General features: G+C 73.2%; 21 protein-coding genes and 1 riboswitch. Of the genes, 10 read left to right on the forward strand and 11 right to left on the reverse strand.

The genetic code is table 11. The features are described 5' to 3' along the window. The first annotated feature begins 58 nt into the window (after positions 1-58). Genes DSZ44_RS01320 through DSZ44_RS01330 form a run of 3 tightly spaced genes read left to right on the forward strand, consistent with a single transcriptional unit; the run spans position 59 to position 2,322 of the window. A complete protein-coding gene (locus DSZ44_RS01320) occupies positions 59-778 on the forward strand; it encodes an ABC transporter ATP-binding protein (RefSeq protein ID WP_110850785.1) in 720 nt (239 codons plus the stop codon). Between the two features lie 3 nt (positions 779-781). After that, positions 782-2,077 carry a hypothetical protein gene (locus tag DSZ44_RS01325; protein ID WP_110850786.1) on the forward strand — a complete coding sequence of 432 codons (1,296 nt, stop codon included), beginning with the start codon at positions 782-784 and terminating at the stop codon, positions 2,075-2,077. Continuing rightward, the gene (locus DSZ44_RS01330; RefSeq protein ID WP_146237450.1) at positions 2,050-2,322 is read left to right on the forward strand and encodes a hypothetical protein; all 273 of its coding nucleotides are present in this window, start codon (positions 2,050-2,052) and stop codon (positions 2,320-2,322) included. The genes DSZ44_RS01325 and DSZ44_RS01330 overlap by 28 nt, the downstream gene beginning before the upstream one ends. Here the strand turns inward: DSZ44_RS01330 and DSZ44_RS01335 are convergent. Beyond that, positions 2,282-3,145, reverse strand: coding sequence for a sulfurtransferase (locus DSZ44_RS01335; RefSeq protein ID WP_110850788.1), 864 nt, complete (start codon positions 3,143-3,145; stop codon positions 2,282-2,284). The genes DSZ44_RS01330 and DSZ44_RS01335 overlap by 41 nt on opposite strands. 111 nt (positions 3,146-3,256) lie before the next feature. On the opposite strand from DSZ44_RS01335, the gene DSZ44_RS01340 reads away from it, so the two are divergent. Beyond that, complete coding sequence (locus DSZ44_RS01340; RefSeq protein ID WP_110850789.1) at positions 3,257-4,696, forward strand: glucose-6-phosphate dehydrogenase; 1,440 nt, start codon at positions 3,257-3,259, stop codon at positions 4,694-4,696. Positions 4,697-4,993: 297 nt separating this feature from the next. Further along, entirely contained in the window at positions 4,994-6,760 is a 1,767-nt protein-coding gene (locus DSZ44_RS01345) for a M14 family zinc carboxypeptidase (RefSeq protein WP_110850790.1), read from the forward strand. 70 nt (positions 6,761-6,830) lie between these two features. Here DSZ44_RS01345 and DSZ44_RS01350 read toward each other — a convergent pair whose 3' ends face one another. The 4 genes from DSZ44_RS01350 to DSZ44_RS01365 form a co-directional block, all read right to left on the reverse strand. Then, positions 6,831-8,234 (reverse strand): FAD-dependent monooxygenase, encoded by a 1,404-nt coding sequence (locus DSZ44_RS01350; RefSeq protein ID WP_220035053.1) that lies wholly within the window; start codon positions 8,232-8,234, stop codon positions 6,831-6,833. 86 nt (positions 8,235-8,320) lie between these two features. Then, a complete protein-coding gene (locus DSZ44_RS01355) occupies positions 8,321-8,725 on the reverse strand; it encodes a DUF1801 domain-containing protein (RefSeq protein ID WP_110850791.1) in 405 nt (134 codons plus the stop codon). A gap of 39 nt (positions 8,726-8,764) precedes the next feature. Beyond that, the gene (locus tag DSZ44_RS01360) at positions 8,765-10,951 is read right to left on the reverse strand and encodes a hypothetical protein (RefSeq protein WP_110850792.1); all 2,187 of its coding nucleotides are present in this window, start codon (positions 10,949-10,951) and stop codon (positions 8,765-8,767) included. 110 nt (positions 10,952-11,061) lie between these two features. Next, entirely contained in the window at positions 11,062-11,715 is a 654-nt protein-coding gene (locus DSZ44_RS01365) for an SDR family oxidoreductase (RefSeq protein ID WP_110850793.1), read from the reverse strand. A gap of 296 nt (positions 11,716-12,011) precedes the next feature. Here DSZ44_RS01365 and DSZ44_RS18935 point away from each other — a divergent pair, with 296 nt between their 5' ends. Then, on the forward strand, positions 12,012-15,452 hold the full coding sequence (locus DSZ44_RS18935) for a S8 family serine peptidase (protein ID WP_309146694.1): 3,441 nt from the start codon (positions 12,012-12,014) through the stop codon (positions 15,450-15,452). Between the two features lie 239 nt (positions 15,453-15,691). After that, the gene (locus tag DSZ44_RS01375; RefSeq protein WP_110850795.1) at positions 15,692-16,597 is read left to right on the forward strand and encodes an Ltp family lipoprotein; all 906 of its coding nucleotides are present in this window, start codon (positions 15,692-15,694) and stop codon (positions 16,595-16,597) included. A 51-nt stretch (positions 16,598-16,648) separates the two neighbouring features. Here the strand turns inward: DSZ44_RS01375 and DSZ44_RS01380 are convergent, their stop codons facing one another. Then, positions 16,649-18,487: an HNH endonuclease signature motif containing protein gene (locus tag DSZ44_RS01380; RefSeq protein WP_110850796.1), complete on the reverse strand. Its 1,839-nt coding sequence runs from the start codon at positions 18,485-18,487 to the stop codon at positions 16,649-16,651. A gap of 111 nt (positions 18,488-18,598) precedes the next feature. Between DSZ44_RS01380 and DSZ44_RS01385 the strand changes: the two genes are divergently transcribed. Beyond that, positions 18,599-19,132: a UDP-N-acetylmuramate dehydrogenase gene (locus DSZ44_RS01385; protein WP_110850797.1), complete on the forward strand. Its 534-nt coding sequence runs from the start codon at positions 18,599-18,601 to the stop codon at positions 19,130-19,132. 2 nt (positions 19,133-19,134) lie between these two features. After that, positions 19,135-19,443, forward strand: a complete 309-nt coding sequence (locus DSZ44_RS01390; RefSeq protein ID WP_110850798.1) for a hypothetical protein — start codon at positions 19,135-19,137, stop codon at positions 19,441-19,443. Between the two features lie 38 nt (positions 19,444-19,481). Here DSZ44_RS01390 and DSZ44_RS01395 read toward each other — a convergent pair whose 3' ends face one another. The 4 genes from DSZ44_RS01395 to DSZ44_RS01410 form a co-directional block, all read right to left on the reverse strand. Continuing rightward, positions 19,482-20,033 (reverse strand): DUF421 domain-containing protein, encoded by a 552-nt coding sequence (locus tag DSZ44_RS01395; protein WP_110850799.1) that lies wholly within the window; start codon positions 20,031-20,033, stop codon positions 19,482-19,484. A gap of 139 nt (positions 20,034-20,172) precedes the next feature. Further along, positions 20,173-21,777: a peptide chain release factor 3 gene (locus DSZ44_RS01400; RefSeq protein WP_110850800.1), complete on the reverse strand. Its 1,605-nt coding sequence runs from the start codon at positions 21,775-21,777 to the stop codon at positions 20,173-20,175. Positions 21,778-21,909: 132 nt separating this feature from the next. After that, positions 21,910-22,308 carry a hypothetical protein gene (locus tag DSZ44_RS01405; RefSeq protein WP_110850801.1) on the reverse strand — a complete coding sequence of 133 codons (399 nt, stop codon included), beginning with the start codon at positions 22,306-22,308 and terminating at the stop codon, positions 21,910-21,912. A gap of 11 nt (positions 22,309-22,319) precedes the next feature. Beyond that, positions 22,320-22,433: riboswitch (SAM riboswitch) on the reverse strand. Between the two features lie 180 nt (positions 22,434-22,613). After that, on the reverse strand, positions 22,614-22,976 hold the full coding sequence (locus DSZ44_RS01410) for an ArsC/Spx/MgsR family protein (RefSeq protein ID WP_110850802.1): 363 nt from the start codon (positions 22,974-22,976) through the stop codon (positions 22,614-22,616). A gap of 111 nt (positions 22,977-23,087) precedes the next feature. On the opposite strand from DSZ44_RS01410, the gene DSZ44_RS01415 reads away from it, so the two are divergent. Next, positions 23,088-23,729 carry a methyltransferase domain-containing protein gene (locus DSZ44_RS01415; protein ID WP_110851291.1) on the forward strand — a complete coding sequence of 214 codons (642 nt, stop codon included), beginning with the start codon at positions 23,088-23,090 and terminating at the stop codon, positions 23,727-23,729. An 87-nt stretch (positions 23,730-23,816) separates the two neighbouring features. On the opposite strand, the gene DSZ44_RS01420 is transcribed toward DSZ44_RS01415, so the two are convergent. Next, positions 23,817-25,199 (reverse strand): MFS transporter, encoded by a 1,383-nt coding sequence (locus DSZ44_RS01420; RefSeq protein ID WP_258369133.1) that lies wholly within the window; start codon positions 25,197-25,199, stop codon positions 23,817-23,819. Between the last annotated feature and the right edge of the window lie 44 nt (positions 25,200-25,243).

A 25,243-nucleotide genomic window follows, 5' to 3' on the forward strand; every position in this document is an offset into this window, starting at 1 on the left:
CACCGGCGTCGACGGTGCTGCCGCCGGTCCACCCCACCCACCCACAAGGAGGCCGCGCATGAGCCACGTCCTGGAGGTCCGTGACCTCACCTACTCCTACGACGGTGTCGTCAACGCCGTTGAGCAGGTGTCCTTCGACGTGCCCGAGGGGCGCATCGTCGGCCTCATCGGCCCCAACGGGTCGGGCAAGTCCACCCTCATCAAGAACGTCTTCGACCTCCTCAAGGCGCAGTCGGGCCGGATCACCGTCAACGGCCACCGGCACACGACGATCGAGGCCAAGCGCGACGCCGTCTACCTGTCGAGCAACGACTACCTGCCGGAGTTCCTCAGCCCGCGCGAGTACTACACGATGCTCGGCAAGCTCTACGGCGTGCGGCTCGACCACGAGCGGGCGCGTGCCTACTTCCGCGACTTCTCCATGCCGGGCCGCTACGACGACCTCATCTCGGGCTTCTCCCACGGCATGCGCAAGAAGTCCCAGCTCGTCGGCGCGCTCGTGCTGCGCCGCCCGCTCACGGTGATCGACGAGACGCTCAACGGCGTCGACCTCGAGGCCATGCGCATCGCCGAGCGCGAGCTGCGCACCCTCCACGAGGACGGCCGCGCGGTCCTCCTGTGCAGCCACGACCTCACCCTGCTCGAGCGGCTCACCGACGGCGTCGTGTTCCTCGACCTCGGCATCCTCGTCCTCGACGGCCCCACCAAGGAGCTGGTCCGCGACGGCGGCTCGCTCGAGTCGATCGTGTTCGAGCACATCGAGTCGGAGGCGAGGTAGCCCGTGCGCCTGTCCCACGCCCTCGTCGTCGCGCGCATGCTGCTCGCGTTCTTCGGCCGGCGCGTCCTCAGCGTCGGGGCCCTGCGCCTGCGGTCGGTGCGCCTCGCGGCGCTGGGCACCGCCGTCGTCCTCCTCGTGTCCCTCACCGCCGTCGCCCGCCAGTTCCTCCTTCCCTACGCGGCCGACCTGGAGGTGTGGGACCTGCTGTTCTCGACGTCCACGGTGTCCCTCGTGCTGTGGGTGATGGTCGCGTTCATCTTCGTCAAGGTGCTCTTCCTCAGCTCCGACGGCGTGCTCGAGCTCACCTACCAGCTCCCGTTGACGAACAGGGAGCGCTCCGTGGCCTTCCTCCTCTTCGAGGCCGCCATCACCCTGGGCGTGGCCCTGGCGACGGCGGTGCCCGTGATGGTGAGCGCGGTGCTCCTCGTCGGGCCCTCCGCCGTCGGGCAGATCCTCACCTCGATGCTCCTGCCGATCGTCGTCGCCTACCTCGCGCTGAGCCTGATCCACGTCGCCGCGACCCGGCTGCTGTCGGCGATGCGGACGCGGCCTGTGGCGGACCTGCTCGCGCTGCTCGGCATCTTCGCGCTCATCGTCGTCTACGCGGGCCGGATGACCGACCTCATGTGGCACATGACCGACCCCGCGGCGAGCGGCGCCCTCGTGTGGCCGACGGCGATCGGCTGGCTCGCGCAGCGCGCCGGCCTGGGCGCCGCGCTGGCCGCCGTCCTCGTGGTGTGCGCCGTCCTGACCGTCGCGACCGTTCACGTCATGCCGAGCCGCCACCTCGGCACCGCGAAGTACCTCGACCTCCGCCTCCCGCGCCGGGTGGCCGCCCACCTCACGCCCTACGACTGGTGCCTGCTGCGCAGCCAGCACACCTTCATCGGGACGGTCGTGGGGCTCGCGCTCTTCGGCTACCTGCTCGCCGAGACCGAGCTCAACCCGCTGTGGAGCCTGTGCACCCTCACCATCGGCGGGCTGTACCTGTTCAGCGCGACCGCGCCGCTGCGCGCGATGACGGGGCAGCGACGGCCGGCGTGGCGGATCTACCTGCTCTCGCTGCGCCCCCAGCTGCTCCTCGTCGGCGCCGTCGGGACACCGGCGCTGCTGCTCGTGGGCTCGCCACCGCCCAGGCCGCGTGGTGGTTCGTCCGGGTCGCCGTGCTCGGGCTCGTCGGCTCCTTCGTGCTGCACGAGACGATGCACCTCGTCCTGCTCCGGCGGGTGGAGACGGTGCGGCTCGTCGTCGTGGTCCGGGAGGGGTGGCGGGTGTCCGTCACCCCGGTCGGGACGATGACGCCGCGGCAGGTGGCGACGACGGCGCTCGCCGGGCCCGGGTCGTGCGTGGTCCTCGGGCTCGTGCTGCTGCCCGTGGACGCCCTCGTCGCCGCCGTCCACCTCGCCCACGTCCTCCAGCTGCTGCCCGTCCTTGGCGACGGCCGGGCGCTGGTCCACGCGGCACTGGGCCGCGGGCTCGTGGCCGGCGACGACGGCGCCGCGGTCAGTCCGTCCCCGTCGCCACCGGGCGGGCCGGGTCGGTGATCCAGTGCGACCACGAGCCCGGGTAGAGGGCGGCGTCCAGTCCCGCCTCGTGGGCGGCGAGCACCAGCTGGGCCGCCGTCACGCCCGAGCCGCAGTAGGCGGCCAGCGGGCGGCCGGTGTCCGTGCCGGCCGCGGCGAGCAGGTCCCGGAGCTCGGCGGGGGAGAGGTAGCGGCCGTCCGCGTCGAGGAGCCGGCTCGTGGGCAGCGACCGCGCGCCGGGGACGTGCCCGGCCACCGGGTCGACCGGCTCCACCTCGCCGCGGAAGCGCTCGGCGGCGCGGGCGTCGAGGAGGACGCCGTCGTAGGGGAGGAGGTCCTCGGCCGTGACCGTCGGCATGGACGACGACGGCGCTGCGGCCTGCGCCGCCCCGTCACCCGCCGTCGTCGTGACCTCACGGGCGGGCTGGTCACCCGCCGTCGTCGTCCCACCCGCCTCGAGCTGACCGCCCGCGGCCACCCAGGCAGGGAGTCCGCCGTCGAGCACCCGCACGTCCTCGTGCCCGAGCCAGCGCAGGCACCACCACGCGCGCGCCGCGGCGGCCGCGACCCCGCCGTCGTACACGACGACGCGGCGGCCCGGACGCACCCCGAGCCGCTCCATCGCCCCGGCGAGCTCATCGCGCGAGGGCAGGGGGTGGCGGCCACCGGCGCCGGGCGGGGCGGCGAGGTCGGCGTCGAGGTCGCAGAAGACGGCACCGGGCAGGTGCCCGGCCAGGTAGGCAGCGCGGTCCCGGCCCGCGAGGGTCCAGCGGACGTCGAGGAGCAGCGGGGGAGTGTCACCGAGGTCGGACAGCAGCTGCTCGGGGCTCACGAGGGCGCTCATGGCGCCAACTCTTCCACGCGCCGGGCACGCCCGAGCGGCCAGGCTTGCGCACGCCCGCCATGATGGGTGCAGGTGTCCGCCGCCGCGGCGCCCACGCTCGGAAGGGAAGTCATGGCTGAGACAGTCCACGCCGCTCACCAGGAGATCCGCACCCTGCTCGTCCTCGGTGCCAGCGGTGACCTCGCTGGTCGCCTGCTGCTGCCCGGCCTCGGACGGCTGCTCGCCACCGGCCGCGCGCCGGAGCTGCGGCTCGTGGGCTCGGGCGTCGACGACTGGGACCAGGCGCAGTGGCGCGAGCGGCTGACGGAGGCCTTCGCCGTCCAGCCGAGCATCGAGATGGCCCCGTGGGAGAGGTTCCCCTCGCTCGCCCACGAGCCGGGCGAGGCGACGCTGCGACGCCTGGAGCGCGAGTCCGTCTACGTCTGCGCCGACGTCACCCAGCCCGCGGAGCTGCGCCGCGTCCTCGACAGGTGCGCGGGCCCGGTCGGGATCTACTTCGCCCTGCCGCCCGCCGTCACCGAGCGTGCGTGCCTCGCGCTGGAGGAGATCGGGCTGCCCGAGGGGACGCGGCTCATCATCGAGAAGCCCTTCGGGAACGACGGCGAGTCCGCGCGGCGGCTCAACGCCGTCGTCGGCAGGCTCGTCCCGGAGGAGCAGGTGCACCGCGTGGACCACTTCCTCGGCAAGAGCACCGTGCTCAACATCCTCGGCTTCCGCTTCGCCAACCGGATCTTCGAGCCCATCTGGCGCGCCACGCACGTCGAGAGCGTCGAGGTCGTCTACGACGAGGACCTCGCCCTCGAGGGCCGCGCCCGCTACTACGACCGGTCCGGCGCGCTGCGCGACATGATCCAGAGCCACCTCCTCCACGTCCTCGCGCTCGTCGCCATGGACCCGCCCCCCACCCTGGGTGACCGCGACGTCCGCGACCGCATCGCCGAGGTCCTGCGCGCCACGCGCGCCGGGGACCCCGAGCAGCACAGCCGCCGCGCCCGCTACGGTGCCGGCCGCATCGGTGCGCGCGAGGTGCCCTCCTACGCCGAGGAGGCGGGTGTCGACCCCGCCCGCGAGACCGAGACGCTCGCCGAGGTCACCGTCTTCATCGACAACTGGCGCTGGAAGGGCGTGCCCTTCACCCTGCGCAGCGCCAAGGGCATCACGCCCACCCGCAAGGAGGTCGTCGTGACCTTCAAGCCCGTGCCGCACCTGCCCGTGGGCCTGGAGGGCACCTCGCAGCCGGCGCGGGTCCGCATCGGGCTGGGTCCGGAGTGCCTGGACCTCGAGCTCGACGTCAACGGCTCCGGCGACCCGTGGTCCCTCGACCGCGTCTCGCTCTCGACGAGCTTCGGCGGGGCGGAGCTGCCGGCGTACGGCGAGGTCCTCGCCGGCGTCCTCGAGGCCGACCCGCTCCTGTCCGTCCGCGGTGACGTGGCCGAGGAGTGCTGGCGCATCGTCGAGCCGGTCCTGACGGCGTGGAGCGAGGGGCGGGTGCCGCTGGGGGAGTACCCGGCCGGCTCGCTCGCGGAGACGCAGACGGCGGACGTCTCCTGATTCCTTGACGGTCGGGTAGGCCCTGGTTAATGTCCGACACAACGGGGGGTTTCTGAGGCCAAGATCGGCCGTTCCCGCGTGGTGACGTCGCCACGCGGCGGCCGGGTGGATGCACCCCGGATGTCGGCAGTCCGCATGGGGGTGTGGAACCTGGTGTCCTCGACGTCTTTTCCCGCGTCCCCGCGTTCTCGAGGGGGTGAACGGCGCTTTCTTCACCGTGGTGACTACCACGCACGCCTGACTGAAGAGGGAAAAGACATGCAACGTTCAGCACTACGTGACAGACGGAGAATCGCGGTGGTCGGCGCGGCCGGTGCCGCGCTCCTCGCCTCGCTGGTGGCCACGCCACCCTCGGTGGCGCAGGTGCCCGAGGCCGTGACCGGGCTCGAGGTCGAGCAGGAGATGGGGTTCGCCACGCTGACGTGGGAGCCCGTGGCCGGGGTCACCGAGTACCAGATCGAGCGCACCCCGGTGGACGAGAGCAACGAGCCGGTCGGGGAGCCGGTCATCACCGGCATCTGGCGGCCCAACCGCCAGGTCGACCAGAGCGAGCCGGCCTTCGCCGACGCGAACTTCGACCCGGGCGACCGGTTCCGCTGGCGCGTCGGCATCGAGGGGGAGCACTTCTCCGAACCGGTCCACGACACCACCCTGCCGCAGTGGGGCGACCCCGAGGCGCCCGGCGAGGGCCTGCGCACAGGCTGGGAGCAGACCTTCGGCGAGCGCTTCACCACCGACGTCGAGGAGGCCGCCTACACCGAGGAGCTCGACGAGCTGAGCGACCGGGTGCGCGTCGTCGAGCTCGGACGGACCCTGCAGGACCGGCCGATCAACATGTTCATCATCGGCTACCCGAACCCGCCGGAGACGGCGGAGGAGGTGGCGGCCGGCAAGACGGCGCTGGTCAACTGCAACGTCCACGGCAACGAGCCGTCCTCGCGGGAGGCGTGCCTCATCCTCGCGCGCCAGCTGGCCTTCGGCGAGGACGAGCGCACCCTCGACATCCTGTCCGAGTCGACGATCCTGCTCGTCCCGTCGATCAACGCCGACGGCCGCGCCCTCAACCGGCGCGGCAACGCCACCGGCCAGGACCTCAACCGCGACTTCTCCCTCCTGCGCCAGCCGGAGACCTTCGCCTTCACCGAAATGCTGCGCGACTACCAGCCCGACGCGGCCTTCGACGGCCACGAGTACGGCAACAACCAGGCCGGCGACCTGCCCGTCATGTTCCCCCGGCACCTCAACGTCCCCGAGGTGGTCCACCTGCAGAGCAAGGACCTCGTGGAGAACTGGCTGTACGAGCGCGGCTCGGAGGACGGCTGGTGGTTCTGCCCCTACGGCTGCGAGGGAGGCAGCACGGTGGGCATGAGCCAGGAGACGATCCTGCGCAACACGCTGGGCCTGAAGAACGTCGTCGGCGTGCTCCTCGAGGCGCGCAGCTCCGGTGGGGCCACCCGTCCCGCCGACGGCGGCTCGCAGACCCCCGAGGCGCGCAAGCGCAAGACGTACTCGGCGATGTACACCTTCGAGCAGTACTTCGACTACTTCCACGCCAACAAGGAGCAGATCGAGGCGGCGGGCGAGCAGGGGCGCCAGGAGCAGGCCCGTAACCGCGGAGACATCGTCTTCCGCGGGTCCTACACCGTCGACCCGTTCCCGGCCCCGCACCCCGGTGAGGCGCCGCCCAACCCGGAGATCCCCGGCCCGGAGCAGATCCTTCGGGCGCCGGTCTGCGGGTACCTCCTCACCGAGGAGCAGTACCACGGCGAGCGCGAGGACAGCCCGGAGGGCTTCCCGACGACGCTCGCCGACCGCATCGAGGCCCACGGCTGGCGCGTCCAGGAGCGGGCACGCGGGTACGTGGTGCCGCTCACCCAGGAGCAGCGCGGCCTCATCCCGCTCCTCCTCGACGGCCAGGCCGCCGAGCCGTGGACCTCGGCCCAGCGCCTGTACGGCCCGGCGAACCACCGCACCACGCTGCCCGACAGCGCGTGCGGGAAGGTCACCGAGCCGCCGTCGCGTCGCACCCCGGCGACGGCGGAGCTCAGCTACGCGGGCGACTGACGGCGGCGCGTCCCGGGTCTGGCCCCGCTCCGGTGCCAGGCCCGGGGCGCGCGCCCTCGACGCGTGCCGGTCAGGGCCAGTAGGGGTAGTCGGCGACGTCGCCGACCCACCCCACGTAGCCGTCGGGCCGGACCAGGACCGGTTCGCCGACGGGGCTCGCGGGCGCCGCCCACACGACGTGCTCGGGGACGTCCGCCGGCTCCCGGTCCGCGACGAGGACGAACTGGCCGGCGCGGAGCCTCTCGTGCAGCCGCCCGTCGGCCAGGGCGAGATCACCCGCACGCGAGCCGACGCGACGGTCCGCGCCCGCGGGAGCGGCGTACCTGACGCCGATGCCCGACACGGTCCGCGCAGCCCGGTCGGCCACGGGCGGGAAGCCCGCCGCGACCCCGGCGAGACCGTTGCGCACCCGGCGTGCCACCGGGGACCTCATCATCGCCATCCGGATGAGCGCTCCGCTGGTGCGCAGCACCGTCGCGCCCACCGGGTGGCGCTCGCCCTGGTAGGTGTCGAGCAGCGCCTCGCTCGCCCGGCCGTTGAGGACGGCCGCCAGCTTCCAGCCGAGGTTCGCCGCGTCCTGCAGGCCGGTGTTCATGCCCTGGCCACCGGCCGGGGAGTGGACGTGCGCGGCGTCGCCGGCGAGGATCACCCGGCCGCGGCGGTAGCTCGGGCTCTGCCGCTCGTCACTGTGGAAGCGGGAGAGCCAGCGTGGACTGTGCATCCCCAGGTCGCTCCCCAGCGCCCGGACCATCACCTCGCGGATCTCCTCGAGGTCGACGGGCGCGTCGTCGCCCACCTGCCGGCGGCGGTCCCAGGCGAAGACGCGGTACCAGCCGTCACCGAAGGGAGCGACGAACGCGAAGCCGTCACCGACGGCGTTGACCGTGAGGACCTGGCGCGGCGGCGCCGTCAGCCGCACGTCGGCGAGCATGATCGAGCGCAGCACCGACCGGCCCGGGAAGGGCAGGCCCAGCTCCCGCCGCACCGTGCTGCCGGCCCCGTCCGCGCCGACGACGACGCTGCCGCGGAGCTCGACGGCGGAGCCGTCCTCCCGCCGGCCGGCGACCGTGACGCCGTCGCCGTCCTGGCTCAGTCCGGTGACGTCCACCCCGAGCTCGACGGCGACGCCGAGCGAGTCGACGCGGTCGCGCAGGACTCGCTCGGTCTGCGACTGCGGGGTGACCAGCAGGTAGCCGTAGCGGCTCGGCAGCCGTCCGAGGTCGACCCGCACGGTGTCGAAGAGCTGCAGCTGTCGCACCTGGGCGCCCGTCCCGACGAGCGCGTCGGCGAGACCGCGCATGTCGAAGAGCTCGAGCGTCGCGGCGTGCACGGCGAACGCCCGGGTGACGTTGGGGTTGCCCGGGCGGCGGCGGTCCACGAGCGTGACGGGAACGCCCGCCGTCGCGAGCTCGGCGGCGACCATGAGGCCGGTAGGCCCGGCACCGACGACGACGACCCCGCGCTCAGCGGCCACGGCGGGCACCGATCCTGGCCACCTCGAGCCCCGTCATGGGCCGACGCTAGCAACCCCGCCGACGCCGGCCAAGGGTCCGCGTCCGCCTATGGATGCTCGGCGCGTACGACGGCGCAGGAGTCCGCGACGAGGACGCGCAGGACCTCCTCGTCGACGTCGTCGAGACGCTTGAGGTACAGGCACGCGTTGCCGGGCTTGTAGGGCCCGAGCCTCGCGAGCTGCTCGGGGTAGCGCTCCTCGTAGCCGCCGACGAGGTAGACGACGAGGTTCGCCTTGCGCGGGCTGAAGCCGGCCAGCGGGGCGTCGCCCTCGCGGCCGGAGGCGTAGACGTAGTGGTAGCTGCCGAAACCGATGATGCTCGGCCCCCACATGACCGGCTCCTCGCCGGTGACGTCCCGCATGATCTCGACGAGCCGCTCCGCGTCGGCCCGTCGGGTGGCGTTCTCGACGCCGGCGATGAAGTCGCGCGGGTCGACGTCGGTGGGATGCATCGTGCGCCTCCTTCGGCTCCGGTGGTCCGTGCCCCTAGGCTACGGCCGCCCGAGGGTGAGGATCCGCCCCGCGAGGTAGGTGCGCATCTCGTCCTCCAGCACCCGCATCCGGCCGAGCGCCGCGGCGTCGTAGTGGAGGAGGGCGTTGGCCCAGTCGTGCCAGGAGCGGTCGCCTCGGGAGGTGTTGGCCAGGGCGTCGACGGCACGGAGGTTGCGCACGTCGTTGACGATCTCGAGCTGCCGTTCGGGACGCAGCTTGTCGAAGCCCGGCATCCGGACGATCTCGTTGAGGGGCACCACGTGGTCCACGTGCAGTGCGCCGCTGCGCGGCCGGAGCACGGTGGCGGCGTCGCGGCCGGCGGCGTCGGTGAGCACGCGCGCCCGGGAGGCGTAGCTGGGGGAGGCGGCGCGCATGATCTCGTACAGCGGGCGACCCTCGCGGTAGAGCTGCTTGACCAGCTCCTCCTCCCGGCGCAGCGCCGCGGCGATGTCCTTCTTCAGCCCGAGCTCGGTCGGGAGGTCGCGCAGCTCCTTGAGCGACAGGTCGGCAGCGTTGCCCGACGGCGCGAGCTGGTCGAGCAGCGTGCGCTCCTCGGCGGACAGGAGCGCGACGTCCATCTTCCCGGCGGCGCGCATCCGCTCGTAGGTGCGGGCGAGGACGTCGGCCTCCTTGCCGATCTCGGTGAGCAGGCCGCGGGTCTCGTCGAGCTTGCCCTGGGTGAAGGACGTGGGGTTCTTCGCGGCGGCGACCACCTCGGTGCCGAGGTCGAGCCCGCAGATGCGGTCGCTGAAGCGGCACCACGTGCCGTCGCCCTTGAGGCGGAAGACGTGGGCGTGCCCGGCGCTGTCGACGGCCACCTCCATCGTGTAGCCCTGCGCCTTGAGCGCGGGGTCGGTCACGTGCCGGGCTGCCCCGCGGTCCAGGGCCTCCTTGACGAGGGGCCTCTCCGCCGCGGCGAGCTCCTTCTTCACCACCGGGACGGCGCGGTCGGCGATCCTCTCGATCTTGGGCGCGAGCTTCCCGGCGCCCGCGACGGACCCGGCGCCCTTCGCGCCGCCGAACAGGCCGTGGAAGAAGCGGTCGATGAGGAGCTGGGTGCCCGCCGAGCCGAGGATCTCCAGGGGCGTGCGGCCCGGCCTGCCCTCGACGTCGGCCTCCATCTCGGTGGCGAGCTCGTCCAGCGCGATCCCGGCGAGGACGAGGACGATGCTCCCCGAGAAGCCGAGCCCGAACGCCGCGACCTTGAGGATGAGCGGCGTCGCGTGGAGGATCCACTTCGTGCTGTCGTAGACCTCCCCGGCGACGGCGGCGAGGAAGGGGTCGTGCTTCTTGATGTAGTCCCCGGCCCCGATCTGGTAGATCCACAGCGGCTTGCCCACGCGGGTGAGGTAGACGTCGGTCGACGTGCCGTTGACGATGACGAACGGGCCCACCTCCTGCCCGGGCTTGGCGGTGGCGCCGTGCCGGCCCAGCTGGACCCCCGGCGTCGGCGGCAGGGCCAGGACGGCACGCAGGACGTCCGGGTTGAGGACGGGGGAGGCGGCGGGAGGAGTGAAGGCGACCGCCGTCGTCAGCTCCTCGCGGTAGAAGCCGGCGGCGGCGTCGTGGACGGCGGGGCGGATGTCGGGCCAGCGGCGCCGGACGATCTCCACGCCGCGCTCGCGGGCGGCGGCGGAGCCGGTGAACTCGTGGGTGGAGGTGATCCGCTTGACCAGGCCCAGGCCGTAGTCGTCGACGACCGGGCCGAGGCCGGCGGGGTCGAGCTGGAGCCGGCGCACGAGCCAGCCGTTGTGGAGCATCTTCGGGGCGTCCTGCCCCCAGTCGACGAGCCGGTCCTCGGTGGCCTCCCGGTCCACGTAGCGCGGGAACATCGGGACGGTCGGCTTGTCCTGGTGGCAGCGGGGACAGATCGTCGGCAGGGCGTCCTTGGCGAAGCTGCGGCTGGCGAAGTCGAGCCGGTCCGGTGGCGGGCCGAGGGAGGGAAAGGGCAGGAGGTCGGTGCCCGTGCCGGCGGGTGCGGCGTGGCTGCCCGGCGGCTCGCGCTGGACGCTCCCGACGGCGGTGGCCGGGGTGGCGCGGCGGGACAGCAGCGCCGTCGTCGCCGCGTTCCCCGCGGCCCGCTGCATGGCGAGGAGCCCTGCGCGGGACGACGGGGCCGCCGGTGCGGGGTGGGAGAGGCGCGGGCGGGTGCGGGGCGCCGCGTCGCGTCCACCGGGGCGGGGCACCTGGGCAAGGCCGAGCTCGCGTGACGTACCTGCCTCCTTCGCCGGAGGCCAGCCTACGTCCGCGAGCCCCGCCGCCTCAGGCCCCGGCGGGCTGTCCGAAAGGGCAGCGGCTACCGGGCGAGCGCCTCGGCGATGGGGGTGTCGCCGTCGGCGAACTCGATCATCGTGCCGACGGTGGCCGGCTCGTCGAGGGCGGCGACGATGACGCGGGCGACGTTGGCGCGCGAGGTCTTGTGCTCACCGCCGTCGTCGGGGGTGACGAGGTCGATCGAGCCGGTCGGCTCGTCCAGGGTGAGGGCGCCGGGGGCGACGATCGTCCAGTCCAGGCCCGAGGCGCGCACGTGGTCGTCCGCGTCGGCCTTGGCCTGGGCGTAGGTGTAGAAGGAGTTGTCCTCGGGGATGCCATGGTCCTGGCGCGCGCCGACGAAGGACACCATGACGAAGCGGCGCACCCCCGCCTGCTTGGCAGCGTCGACGGTGCGCATGGCCGCGTCGCGGTCCACGGCCCAGGTGCGCTCGGGGTCGCCGCCGCCCGCGCCCGCGCTCCACACGACGACGTCCGCGCCGCGCAGGACGTCGGCGATCTCCTCGGTGGAGAGGTGCTCGACGTCGGCGACGGCGGCGCTCGCGCCGGTCTGCTCGACGTCCTCGCGGTGGTCGGGGTTGCGGACGACGCTCGTCACCGCGTCCCCGCGCTCGGTGAGCAGGGGCGCCAGCAGGAGCGCGACCTTGCCGTGGCCGCCGATGATCGTCACGTTCGACATGGGGTTCTCCTCGCGGGGTGGGGGACCGGTGCCTCTCGACGCTAGGCCGTGCGGCGGCGGTCCGCACCCGCGCGGCACGCCCCTCCGAGCCCCGACGGCGGCCGTCAGATCGTTACCTGTCTGTTACGCGGTCGAGGGATTGGGAAGCGCAGATGTCACATGGGTCACTTACGGTGCTGGGCAGGGCACCACACCGGTGCCTGTGCTCGAGATCTAGGGGGATCCCCGTGACAAGACCAGTCACCCGGCCGACCGGCGCGCAACGCTGCGCCCGTGTCGGTCTGAGCGTCGGCACCGTGGCAGCGCTCGCGCTGACGCTGGCCGCGCCCGCCGCCGTCGCCGACGAGGGCACCGAGTTCCTCGGTACCGCGTCGGACCTCGGCGTCCAGACGCCCAGCGCGGACGCCGAGCTCACCAGCGAGTTCGTCTCCTCGCCCACGGGCGCGTGGTTCGTCGAGCTCGACCCGACGCCCGCCAGCAAGGGCGGGAGCACCGCGCGTATCGAGCGCGCCCAGCGCAGCTTCGTCGCCGAGGCGCAGTCCGCCGGTGTCGAGCTCGAGGTCCGCCACGAGTTCTCCACCCTGTGGAGCGGCGTCTCCGCCGACATCGACGACGAGGACATCGACAAGGTCACCGACCTGCCGCAGGTCCGCGCCGTCTACCCGGTGCTGCCCGTCGCGGCACCCGAGCGTCCCGTCTCCGAGCCCGAGCTGTGGAGCGCCCTGTCGATGACGGGCGCGGACATCGCCCAGAGCGAGCTCGGCTTCGACGGTGAGGGCATCCGCGTCGGCATCATCGACACCGGCGTCGACTACGACCACCCCGACCTCGGTGGCTCCGGCGTCGACGGGGAGACGGACTTCCCCTCCGACAAGGTGGTCGCCGGGTACGACTTCGTCGGGGACGACTACAACTCCGACCCGGAGAGTGACGCCTACCAGCCCCTTCCCATGCCCGACGCCGACCCCGACGACTGCAACGGCCACGGCACCCACGTCGCCGGCATCGTCGGCGCGGACGGTGACGTCCTCAACGAGGGCGTGCGCGGCGTGGCCCCCGGCGTCGAGCTCGGCGCCTACCGCGTCTTCGGCTGCGACGGCTCCACCGAGTCCGACATCATGGTCGCCGCCATGGAGCGCGCGCTGGCCGACGGCATGGACGTCGTCAACCAGAGCATCGGCGCCGCCTTCTCCACCTGGCCGCAGTACCCGACGGCGGTGGCGAGCGACAACCTCGTCGACGCGGGCGTCGTCATGGTCGCCTCCATCGGCAACAGCGGCGCCTCGGGCACCTGGTCCGCCGGCGCCCCCGGCGTGGGGGAGGACGTCATCGGCGTCGCCTCCTTCGACAACGTGTCGGTGACCGCCTCCGTCGTCGAGATCGACGGCGAGGAGCACCCGTACTTCCCGGCCACCGGCGCTCCCGAGCCGCCCACCGAGGGTTCCCTGCCGCTGACCCGGCTCGGTGACCCGGGCACGGCCGAGGCGCGGGCCTGCGTCGGCGACTCGATCGAGGCAGACCTCGACGGCCACGCGGTCCTCATCGAGCGCGGGGCGCACGAGAGCAACCCGGACTGTGACGCGAGCTTCTACGCGAAGGCGTACAAGGCGCAGCAGGCCGGTGCGGCCGCCGTCGTCATCTACAACAACGTGCCCGGCGTCATCAACCCGACCGTCGCGGGCACCCCGCCGATCACCATCCCGGTGATCGCGATCTCGCAGGCCTCGGGCATCGCGGCGGACGCCGCGGTGGTCGACGACGGCGCGACGCTCACCTGGACCGAGGAGATCGGCACCGCCCCGAACCCGACGGCGGGCCTCATCTCCGACTTCAGCTCCTACGGGCTGGCGGCCGACCTCACCCTCAAGCCCGACCTCGGCGCGCCCGGTGGCAGCATCTACTCCACCTACCCGCTGGAGGAGGGGGAGTACGCCACGATCTCCGGCACCTCGATGTCCGCCCCGCACGTCGCGGGCGCCGCGGCGCTGCTCCTGGAGGCCCGTCCGGACACCGGCGCGCACGACGTGCGCGACCTCCTGCTCAACTCCGCCGACCCGGCCACCTGGTCCGGTGTGCCGAACCAGGGCTACACCGAGCCGGTCCACCGCCAGGGCGCGGGCATGCTCGACATCGACGACGCCATCCTGTCCACCGCCACGGTGACCCCGGGCAAGCTCTCGCTGGGCGAGTCCGAGCAGGGCGCGGTCACCCGCGAGCTGACGGTGACCAACGACGGCGGCGAGGACGTCACCTACGAGCTGTCCTCGACCGACGCCATCGCCACGGCCGACGACCCGGACGACCCGGGCTTCTACGACGGTGCGGCCAGCGTCGTCATGCCCGACGAGCTCACCGTCCCGGCGGGCGGGGAGGCCTCCTTCGAGGTCGCCATCAGCCCGGCGGAGGACCTGGAGCAGGCGCAGTACGGCGGCTACCTCGTCCTCACCCCGGATGAGGGCGAGCCGCTGAGCGTGCCCTTCGCCGGCTTCGCGGGCGACTACCAGGCGCAGCCGCTGCTGGAGAACCTCGGCGACCTCGACCTGCCGGCCCTGGGCCAGCTCGTCGAGTGCGACCGGCTCATCGGCGTCGACTGCGCGGCCGGGGGCTCGTGGAACCTCGCCGACGGCGGGACCGTCTTCACACTGGACGACGGTGACGTGCCCACGGTGCTGCTCCACCTCGAGCACCCGGTGCAGTCGCTGACGTTCACGATCTACCGGCCGGTGCCGGAGGCCGCGAGCACGCAGGCCGTCGAGCGTCAGGCCATCGCCCGGTACGAGGAGTACGTCGGCCGCGACTCGGGCACGTTCACCGCGTGGACCTGGGACGGCTCCCGCTCCACGAGCGGTGACGGCCGCAGCGCCGTGCCGGACGGGCACTACGTGCTCGAGGTCGAGGCGCTCAGCGCGCTCGGCGACGCGGACAACCCGGACCACGTCCAGACATGGTCGACCCCGTCCTTCGTCGTCGACCGTGACGGCGACGGCGAGGTGCCGCCGCTGGAGCCGGAGCAGCCGCAGCCCGGGCCGCAGCGGTACGGGTTCTACCTCAACGACGGCTGGGACGGGGAGCCCGAGCACGTCTTCCAGTACGGCCGGCACACCGACGAGGTGCTCATCGGTGACTGGGACGGCGACGGCACCGACACGATCACCGTGCGCCGGGAGAACCGCTTCCACGTCAACAACGCCCCGCGGGGCGGGGACGCGGACCGCGTGTTCACCTACGGCCGCCCGGGCGACGTCGTCCTGGTCGGTGACTGGGACGGTGAGGGCACCGACACCCTGGCGGTGCGCCGCGGGTCGACCTACCACGTGAAGAACTCCCTGCGTGGCGGGGAGCCGGACCACGTCATCACCTACGGCCGCGTCGATGACGCCGTCATGGTCGGTGACTGGGACGGCGACGGGACCGACACCTTCGCGGTGCGGCGCGGGTCGACCTACCACGTGAAGAACTCCATGCGTGGTGGGGATGCCGACCGCACGTTCACCTACGGCCGGGAGGCCGACGTGACGCTGGCCGGTGACTGGGACGCCAACGGGACCGACACCTTCGCGGTGCGGCGCGGCAACGCCTACTTCGTCAAGAACTCCCTCGCCGGTGGCGACGCGGACTTCTCGGTGAGGTTCGGCCGTGAGAGCGACGAGGTGCTCGTCGGTGACTGGAACGGCGACGGCCGCGACACCCTCGGCGTGCGCCGCACGCCGTTGGAGACGGCCGAGCCGACCGGCTGACCGGCCTGAGCTGAGCCCGGCGGGACCCCGCACCACCGAGGTGGTGCGGGGTCCCGTCATGTCACGGCGCGAGAGCGGCGTCGCTGTTCGTCAGACGTCGCCCACGATCCTCGCTAGCGTGGACCGTGCTGGAGGCATCGCGTCGTCGGGGTGCCGCAGGGGGAGGACGGGCGCCACACCAGCCGGGACGCCGCAGCAGCCACGCGGCGGTGCGTCGCGGCAGACAGACGGAGCCTCCCATGTCACAGCACGAGCCCCCGACCTACGACGCACCGTGGACCGGCGGCCCGTCGGCCGACACGACCACCGACGGCGGAGGGGAGCCGACGCATTCTCGGCCCTGGTACCGCAAGAAGCGCTACCTCGTCCCCACCGGCGTCGTCGCGCTCCTCCTCGCCATCGGTGCCGTCAGCCAGGGCGACGAGCCGGCCGCTCCGCCCGCCGCGGAGGCGACGGGGCGCGTGGAGCCGAGCGCGACGGCCGACCCGGGCGCGGAGGAAGCGGACGCCGCGGCCGAGGCCGAGGAGCGCAAGGCCGAGGAGGCCGCGGCGGAGGAGGCCGAGAAGTCCGAGCGGCTGGCGGCCGAGGAGGCCGAGCGGCTGGAGGCCGAGGAGGCGGAGCGACTGGCAGCCGAGGAGGCCGAGCGGCTGGAGGCCGAGCAGGCAGCAGCCGAGGAGGCGGAACGGGTGGCGGCCGAGGAGGCCGCGGCAGCCGGGACGGTCTCGCAGCAGAACGCGCAGCGCTCCGCGGAGAGCTACCTCGACTACTCGGCCTTCTCCCGCTCCGGCCTCATCGACCAGCTCGAGTACGAGGGCTTCTCGACCGAGGACGCGACGTGGGCCGTCGAGCACGTCACGGTCAGCTGGAAGGAGCAGGCGCAGCGGTCCGCGGAGAGCTACCTCGACTACTCGGCCTTCTCGCACTCAGGCCTGGTCGACCAGCTCGAGTACGAGGGCTTCTCGACCGAGCATGCGACCTGGGCGGTCGACAACGTCACCGTCGACTGGAACGAGCAGGCGGCGAGGTCCGCCGAGAGCTACCTCGAGTACTCGGCCTTCTCCCGCTCCGGCCTCATCGACCAGCTGATCTACGAGGGCTACTCCCGGGAGCAGGCGCAGTACGGGGTAAGCCAGACGGGACTGTAGCCGGGCCTTCGGGGCGCGCGCGCCGGTTCCTGACCAGGACGTCGGGTCTCTTCAGAAGGGCGGCTCCGCGCTCCACCGTGTCGGCGCCGCGGCGTAGGTCGACGGCCAGCTCGCCATGGCGCCCTCCGCGACGCGCGGACGCCGGGCCACGGCCTTGCGTGGCTGCGACGGCATCCTCACCTGGACGGGTGCGGAGCGGGGTCTGGTCGGCGGCTGCGGCGCGTCTGCGCCTGGAGGGGTGGAGGCACGTGCCGTCGCTGCTGCTGCCTCGGCCGGTTCCTCCGGCGGTCCGGCACCGCAGGCCACCTCTGCGGGTGCTGTGGTCGCGGGCTGCTCGACCGGTGCTCTCGGCGGGCCTGCGCCGCGGGGCGTCTTGGGGAGTCGCGGAGCCGCTGGTGGCTGGGCCCGCTCTGCGGGCGGGTCGTCGCCGTGAGCGGACTCGGGTCGTGCCATCGGCGCCGGCATCGCGGGTCCGGGCGCCGGTCCCGCGTGCGGCCCGAGCGGCTGACCGGCCGGGTTGACAGGTCGGTCGCACGGCGCGGCCGACCGCGCCGGGCGGTCGCCCTGCGCGCACGCCACAGGGAGACGGCTCCCGGGCGGCGACCCTCGCCGGCTCGTGCCGATGTGCGTGCCGTCGGGGAAGTGGAAGTCGAAGCCGTCGGCCAGCACGGTGATCCGCACGTCGAGCTCGTGGATTCGGTGGTGGTGGTAGCTGCATGCGGTCATGCCCTCCTCCATCGAGGTGACACCGCCGCGAGAGAACCACGTGATGTGGTGGACCTCGCACCAGGACGCCCGCAGGCGGCAACCGGGCCACTGGCAGTGACGGTCGCGGGACGTGACCGCCCGGCGCAGCTCCTTGCTGTAGGTGCGCTGCGTGCGCCCGACGTCGAGCGGGACCCCCTCGGCGCTCATGACCATGCGAGTGACCTCGCTGTCACACATGAGGCGCTCGAGCTCGCCCAGCGGGACGAGCGTCCCGTTCTCGAGCTCGGCCGGCGGCACGTCGGGGAGCGGCGGACGGTCGCCAGACGCTGACTCGCAACGCCTCCGCCGCGACATGAGACCTGTCCACGTGTCCTCGTTGACGAGCAACGAGAGGTGGGGGCGGACCTGGGCACCGTTGAGGTCGGAGCCGACCTGCAGGGTGCGCCCGGCCAAGGTCGTCAGAGCGTCGGCCATGCGCTGCTCGCGGGTCCGACCGTCGTCTGCTGCCGGACGCCCGGCGATGGCGTCCAGGGCGGTGCGCAGCTCCTCCCCGGCGACCGGGTCGAGGAAGAACTCGCCTGCTACGCCGCCGGCGCTGTTCCGCATCGTCAGCGACCGGCGTCGTCGAACCGCGTCGAAGCCTGCTTGAGCGGCCGCGGCGTCGACGGTGGCCGCCCACGCGCGGGCCGTCTTCCCGAGCTCGGGGGCGGTGAGCCCGTCCTGTGTGGCCTGGGTGACCAGCTCGTCGAGCTCCCCGGCCTCCATGGCGGTGCGAACCTCCGGCGACGCGCTGCGGCGCAGCCGGCCCAGTACCTTGGTGTGCTCGAGGTGAAGCTCTCCGCTGTCGACCGCCCGCGCGAGGGCGGGCATCTGCGCGAGCCCCTCGGCCAGCTCCAGCTCGCCGAGGGCTGCGCCACGGCCCTCGCCTGTCGACCGGGAGCGGTAGTCGGCGTAGTCGCGGTCCCGCACCGATCCCCAGTGACCGTCCTGACGGTGCGCCAGCAGGATCTGCCCGCGGTAGACGGTGAGGACCTGGATCGCGGCGTCGAGGCCCGCGATCACCTCCTCGCGCAGCGGGTGGTCCCACGCCGCAGCACCCTCGCCCGGCGCACCCTCGCGCAGCCGGGAGACGGCGCGCTGCACGTGCTCGAGGAAGGCGCCGGGAGGTGGCTGCGGTGTCATGGCCCCTCCCTGCCTGGTCGAACGCGTGTGCTAAGCGTACCGAGAGCGTCTGACATCCGGGGCGGGCTGTGGACGGTTGCGAGAGCCGCTGTCCGGGCGTGTCATTGAGACATGACCGCCGTCCCGCCGTTCGCCGTCTCGAGCCCCGGAATCAGCGTCGACGCGTCCGCCTGCGATCTCGACGACCTCGCGCCCTGCGGGGGCGTGGACGTCCAGGTGGCCGCCGCTGACGTGCGCTGGGCCGGGCTCGTCGAGCGCGCGGTGACCTCGGGCTGGCCGGGTGTCGAGCGGCTCGGGGACCTGCCGGGCACGGTCGCGGACGTCGTCCGCGAGAACCCCGAGGTGGACGGTCAGACCCCGGCAGAGACCATCGCCTCGGTCCGGGCCTGGGACCGTACCGAGGAGCGGGCACGGACCTTTGCGTTCGTCGAGTGCGAGTTCGGCCCGGGCACCTCACGGTTCCAGGAGCATCTGCCGGACGGCCGGGACCGTTACGAGATCCACGAGGTCTCCTTCCTCTTCGAGACCGGTACCAGGACCGCGCCGATCCGCGACCCGGAGCTCGCCGCCGCACTCGGCATCGAACCGGGGGAGCGGGTCCCGCTCACCGAGTACGCCACCCGCCGGACCGAGGCGGCCAGGTAGCGGTGGGACGAGGGCCAGGGCGGCCGACGACGGCGTCCGTCGTCGCCACCGACGAGACGACCGACCTCGACGGCGCCCGCTCGCCCGCCGGCGAGGTCCACGCCTGGGTCCCGGGCACCAACCAGACCGTGTGCGGGCTCGCGCTGAGCCGGGAGCGGCTCGCGCGCTTCTCGCACGTCCCGTGGGCGGAGGTCCAGCCGGCGACGGGAACCCATGCCGACGCCGTCACGTCCCTGTGCTCGCGGTGCGCGGCCGGGATGGGCGCGCGTCGGGGCGAGAAGCGCTGGAAGCGTGTCGACCCACGCCCCTGACCCCAGCAGCGCCTGGTCGGGTCGGCTCGACGAGGCGGTCAGGCAGGATCGCTGAGCAGGTCGGGGGGCAGCAGAGACGCGCCCAGCACCCCGCTCATGAGCATCGGGTCGATGCGCTCGCCGCGCCGGAGCACGCTGACCGCGCCGGTCGGCTCGAAGATCACGGCGGCGACCTCGCTCGGATGGCGGATCCCAGCCAGCCGCAGGCGCGACTGGAGCTCACCGGGCTGCACGTGGCAGCGCCGCATGTGCCGCTCGATGACCTGACCACCGGCCATGAGGAGGATGGGGTCGCTGGTCACCGCCAGCGCACCCCAGCGCAGCCGCCGGACGACCCCGAGCACCGCCTGCAGGACCAGCAGGGTGGTCAGCGCGACGATGCCGCCTGCCAGCCGCGGAATCTCGCCGAGCGAGGCGCGGCCGATGATCGAGCCGAAGGCGATGACCGCCACGAGGTCAAAGCTCGACAGCCCGGACAGGACCCGCGGGCCCAGGATGCGGATGAAGAGGAGCATCGCCAGGTACATGCCGACCGTGGCCAGGACCACGGCAAGGGCTTCGGTGGGAGAGATCCAGAGCAGCTCGCGCATGACACCCGTCTACCACAGCAAGAAGGAGCCGACGGCGCCGCAGACGTCGTGGACGACACGCGACCGTGCCGACGGCCGGTTCGCCGTCGACGGCGTTCCACGCCCACTCACCGACCCGCACGGTGCGTCGGTGGTGGGCTCAGGTCGCCACCAGCGGTTCCAGGACGACGTCGGGATGGTTGCGTTGGATCGACCGCACCCGCCACTGGTCGGGGAGGAGCGCGAGCAGCTCACCGTCCTCGCGGAGGACGACCTCGACGCCCCACTCCGCGCTCAGGGTCGGGGCCCAGGCTGGGGTGGTGCGCCGTGCCACGCCGTAGCCCAGCGGCTCCAGGTGGATCGGGGCGCCGAACTCCGCGCGCATGCGCCCCTCGGCGACCTCGAACTGCATCGGTCCCACGGCCGCGAGCACCGGCGCCTGCTCCCCACGCAGGTCGGATCGCAGCACCTGGACCACGCCCTCGGCCTCGAGCTGGGTGATGCCGCGGCGGAACTGCTTGTACCTGCCCGTGTCCACGCCGCGAGCCACCGCGAAGTGCTCCGGTGCGAAGGTCGGCAGGGCGGGGAACTGGACCGGGGGGCCGGCGTGCAGCGTGTCGCCGATGCGCAGGTTCGAGGCGTTGACGAGCCCCACGACGTCGCCGGGGTAGGCCACCTCCACCAGGCTGCGGTCGCGGCCGAAGGCCTGCTGGGCGTACTTCGTCGCGAACGGTCTGCCCGTGCGCGCGGTGGTCACCACCATGCCGCGCTCGAAGACGCCCGAACAGATCCGGATGTAGGCGAGTCGGTCCCGGTGCGCGGTGTCCATGCCCGCCTGCAGCTTGAACACGAAGGCGCTGAACGGAGCATCGAGGGGGCGTGCCTCACCCTGGCGATCCGTCCTGGGGCTGGGCGCCGGGGCCAGCTCCACCAGTGCGTCCAGCAGCCGGCGCACACCGAAGTTGCGGACCGCCGCAGCGAACAGCACCGGGGTGGAGATGCCCCCGAGGAACATCTCCTGGTCGTGCTCGGCGCCCGAGGCAGCCAACAGCTGTGACTCCTCCCGGGCGACCGTCCAGGCGTCTCCCTCGCGGGCGGCTGCCGCACCGGGGCTCATGCGCTCCTCGGGGGCGATCTGCGCCCCGCCCGCGGTCGGCGTGAACGCGACGTACTCGCCGCTGTCCCGCTCGACCACGCCGCGGAAGTCGCCGGCGATCCCTACCGGCCAGCTCAGCGGGGTGGGCGTCAACCCGGTGCGTTCGGCGATCTCGTCCATCAGCTCCAGCGGGTCCTTGCCCGGCCGGTCCCACTTGTTGATCACGGTGATGATCGGGATCCCGCGGTGCTTGCACACCGCGAACAGCTTCATCGTCTGCACCTCGAGCCCCTTGGAGGCATCGACGAGCATGATCGCCGCGTCCACCGCCGTCAGGACCCGGTAGGTGTCCTCGGAGAAGTCCGCGTGGCCGGGGGTGTCGACGAGGTTGAGCACCGTGTCGCGGTAGGTGAGCTGGAGCACCGCCGAGGAGATCGAGATCCCGCGGGCCTGCTCCATCTCCATCCAGTCCGAGACGGTCGCGTTGCGCCCGGCCTTGCCGTGCACGTGCCCGGCCTTGGTGATCGCCCGCGCGTGCAGGGCCAGCGCCTCCGTCAGCGTTGACTTGCCCGCGTCCGGGTGGCTGATCACCGCGAACGTCCGACGACGCGCTGCCGCGCCCACGGGCTCGTCAGCTGCGCCGGCCTGTTGTTCCAGCACGTGCTGCATCACTCCAACCACCGATCATCGGCGCTGCTCCAGGTGTGGACCATCGCTCGGAGGCAGCGGAAGGCTGCCGAAGCGTGGCTACCTCAGGCTGTCATACCCCTCGGGGAAGCTCGCGCGCCGGCCGCCCCGCTGTCAGCTCCCCATCACGCCGTGGCCGGTGGCGAGCTCGGTGACGATCCCCGCGGGGAGGTAGCGCGCGGGCGTCGGGGCGACCGGGCCGACGCCGTCGTGCACGTGGACGTTGACGACGACCCGGGCGACGGCGAGCACGTGCCAGCGCTCGTGGACCATGACGGCGGTGCCGGGAGGGCACATGACCGACAGGTCGTGGTGGTGCCAGAGGGTGCACGCCCCCTCGCCGGTGGCGTACTCGACGACGGCGACATTGTGCTCGTCGATCGAGCGGACGACGGCGTCTCGCCAGCCCTCCGGTGCCTGGCGGACCAGGGTGACCTGGATGCTGTGCATCAGGTGGCCGGGCGTGCAGCTGCGGCAACGGGCGCCGGCGGTGCAGGGGGCGTGGGTGGTCAAGGCGTCTCCTCGTCTCGCTCTTCCCGAGCCGGTCGGCGCGGGCCGGTCTTCCTCCGGGGGCACCGTGCGCGAGGCGCGGTTGCCGGACCAGCTCGCCGGAGGGCGTGGCGCTGGTCCTCGTGACCTGGTGGCACCGTAGCGAGGGGCAGTGACACCCGGGCCCGTCCTCGCGGGCGAGGTGCCTGACTCGGCCAGCCACGGGATACAGGTGCGGGAGACGTGAGACTGATTCATGCGGTGGATCAGTCTCACGTCTCCCGCACACCGCCCCTTCCGTCAGACCCCGCCTTCCGGGCGCGAGGCCCTCACCAGCCCTTCGCGAGGAACGCCGCGACCCGGTCCTTGGGACGGCCGATGACGGCACGGTCGCCGCGGACGAGGACGGGACGCTGCATGAGCCGGGGGTGCTGGACGAGCAGGTCGGCCACCTGCTCCGCCGTCGTGATGTCGTCCGCGGCCAGACCCTGCTCGGCGAAGAACGCGTCCTTGCTGACGAGATCAGCGGGCGGGTCCTCGAGCGTGGCAATGAGGTCGAGCAGCTGCGCCCGGTCCAGCGGCGTCTTGAGGTAGTGCACGACCTCGGCGTCGACCCCCGCGTCCGCGACCGCGTCGAGGGCGTGGCGAGAGGTGGAGCAGCGGGTGTTGTGGAGGACGGTGAGCTCGGCCATGGCAGCCTGCGTACGGACAAGGCGAGCGGCCGGCCGGGCGTGCTGCGCGTCCTGCGACGAGACGTGCGCGGAACCGCCCGTGCCGGCCGACTGCGGGTGCAGACTGGTCCCATGGCCGGGTGCTGCGACCCGCACGGGTGCGACCAGATGTTCGGTGCCGGCTTCGCCCGGTACGCGGCGAGGCGGTTCCGCCGGCGTGGCCTCGACACGGCCGCGAGGCAGATGGTCGACTTCCTGGCTGTCGACGGCGTCGCCGGGGCCACGGTGCTCGACATCGGCGGTGGGGTCGGCGAGATCGGCATCGAGCTGCTGAGGCGCGGGGCGGCGAGCGCGACCACGCTCGAGCTCTCACCGGCGTACGACGTCGAGGCGAGGCGCCTGGCGCAGGAGGCGGGCGTCGCCGACAGGGCGTTCCGGCACGTCACCGACATCGCGGCCGACGCCGACGACGTGGAGCTTGCCGACGTCGTCGTCCTCCACCGCGTCGTGTGCTGCTACCCCGACTTCGAGCGGCTGCTGGGCGCGGCGGCGGACCTCTGCCGTGGCCGGCTGGCGTTCAGTCACCCACCCCGGAACTTCGTCACGCGCGCCTTCGTGGCCGCACAGAACGCGACGTCCAGCGTGCTGGGCCGCGAGTACCGCGCGTTCGCGCACCCGCCGGTGGCGATGGTCGGCGCCGTGGAGGCCCGGGGCATGCGACAGGTTCTCAAGGGCTCCGGGATGGTCTGGCAGGTTGCGGCACTGGTGCGCTGAGCACGCGGCGACCCGGGCCGCCCCCTCGGGGCCGGCCGCGTCGCCCTCGCTCAGCGAGAACGGGGGCGGCACCGGGGCGGCCACGCGTCACGCGGTGACGACCGCGGTCCGCGTGCGCCTGCCCGGCAGGAGCACCCCGCAGACCGCGGCCCCGAGGAGGAGCAGCGCCGCGCACCACCACATGGCCGCGACGTAGCCCGCACCGAAGGTGTCGGGCGCCAGCTCACCGTCGAGACCGACGAGTGCGGGCAGCGCCGCCACGGACAACAGGCCGGCGGCACGCGCGACGGCGTTGTTGACGCCACTCGCCAGGCCCACGTGCTCGGCGGGCGCGGCGGCGAGGACGGTCGCCGTCAGCGGCGTGACGAGCAGCGTGATTCCCGCGCCGAAGACGACGACGCCGGGCAGCACGTCGGTGAGGTAGGAGGCGTCGTCGTCGGGGATGCCGGTGAGGAGCGCGACCCCGACGGCGGCGACGGCCGGGCCGAGCGTCATGAGCGGGCGGGGACCGACGCGGGCGAGGAGGGTGCCCACGCGAGGGGAGAAGACGAGCAGGAGCAGCGTGAACGGGATCGTCGCCGCGCCGGCGGCGAGCGGGCTGTACCCCACGACCACCTGGAGGTGGAGGACGAGGAAGAACATCACCGCGCCGAGCGCCGCGTAGATGAGGAACGTCGCGACGTTGACCACCGAGAACGTCCGGTGCGCGAACAGTCGCAGCGGGACCATGGGGCGGCGCGTCCGCGCCTCGACGGCGACGAAGGCCACCGCCGCCACCGCTCCGACCGCCGCCGCCACCCACACGCCCTGGATGAGGGCGACGGTGATGCCGCCGAGCGCGACGACGCCCAACGCCGCTCCGGGCACGTCGAAGCGCCCGCGCACGGCCGCCGGGTTCGACTCCGGCACCCGCAGCACCGCGATCGCGATGACGACCGCGGCCACCGGCACGTTGATGAAGAACACCCACCGCCAGGAGAGCGTCTCCACGAGCCAGCCCCCGAGCAGCGGCCCGACGGCGCCCGCCACGCCCGACCACGCCGACCAGTAGCCGATGGCGCGGGCGCGGTCCTCCTCGGCGATGAGGGACTGGATGAGCGCGAGGCTGCCCGGCGTCAGCAGGGCCGCGCCGATGCCCTGCAGCCCGCGGGCGACGACGAGCTGCTCGATGCTCTGCGCCAGTCCGCACGCGACCGACGCGGCGCCGAACCACGCGATCCCGACGACGAAGACCCGCCGCCGGCCCAGCCGGTCCCCGAGGGAGCCACCGACGAGGATGAGCGAGGCCAGCGCGAGCATGTACGCGTTGACCACCCACTGCAGGTCCACCAGCGTCGCGTCGAGGTCGAGCGCGATGGGCCGCAGCGCGACGTTGACGACGGTGCCGTCGAGGAAGGCGATCGCCGACGCGAGGGTCGCGGCGAGCACCACCCAGCGGCCACGCGCCGACCGGAGCGGGATGGTCTCCACGTGACCATGGTGACGCCTCCGCGGACCTTCGGCCCACCGCCCCA

The sequence above is a fragment of the Georgenia satyanarayanai genome, from assembly GCF_900116375.1.
In the GTDB taxonomy this organism is placed as follows: domain Bacteria; phylum Actinomycetota; class Actinomycetes; order Actinomycetales; family Actinomycetaceae; genus Oceanitalea; species Oceanitalea nanhaiensis.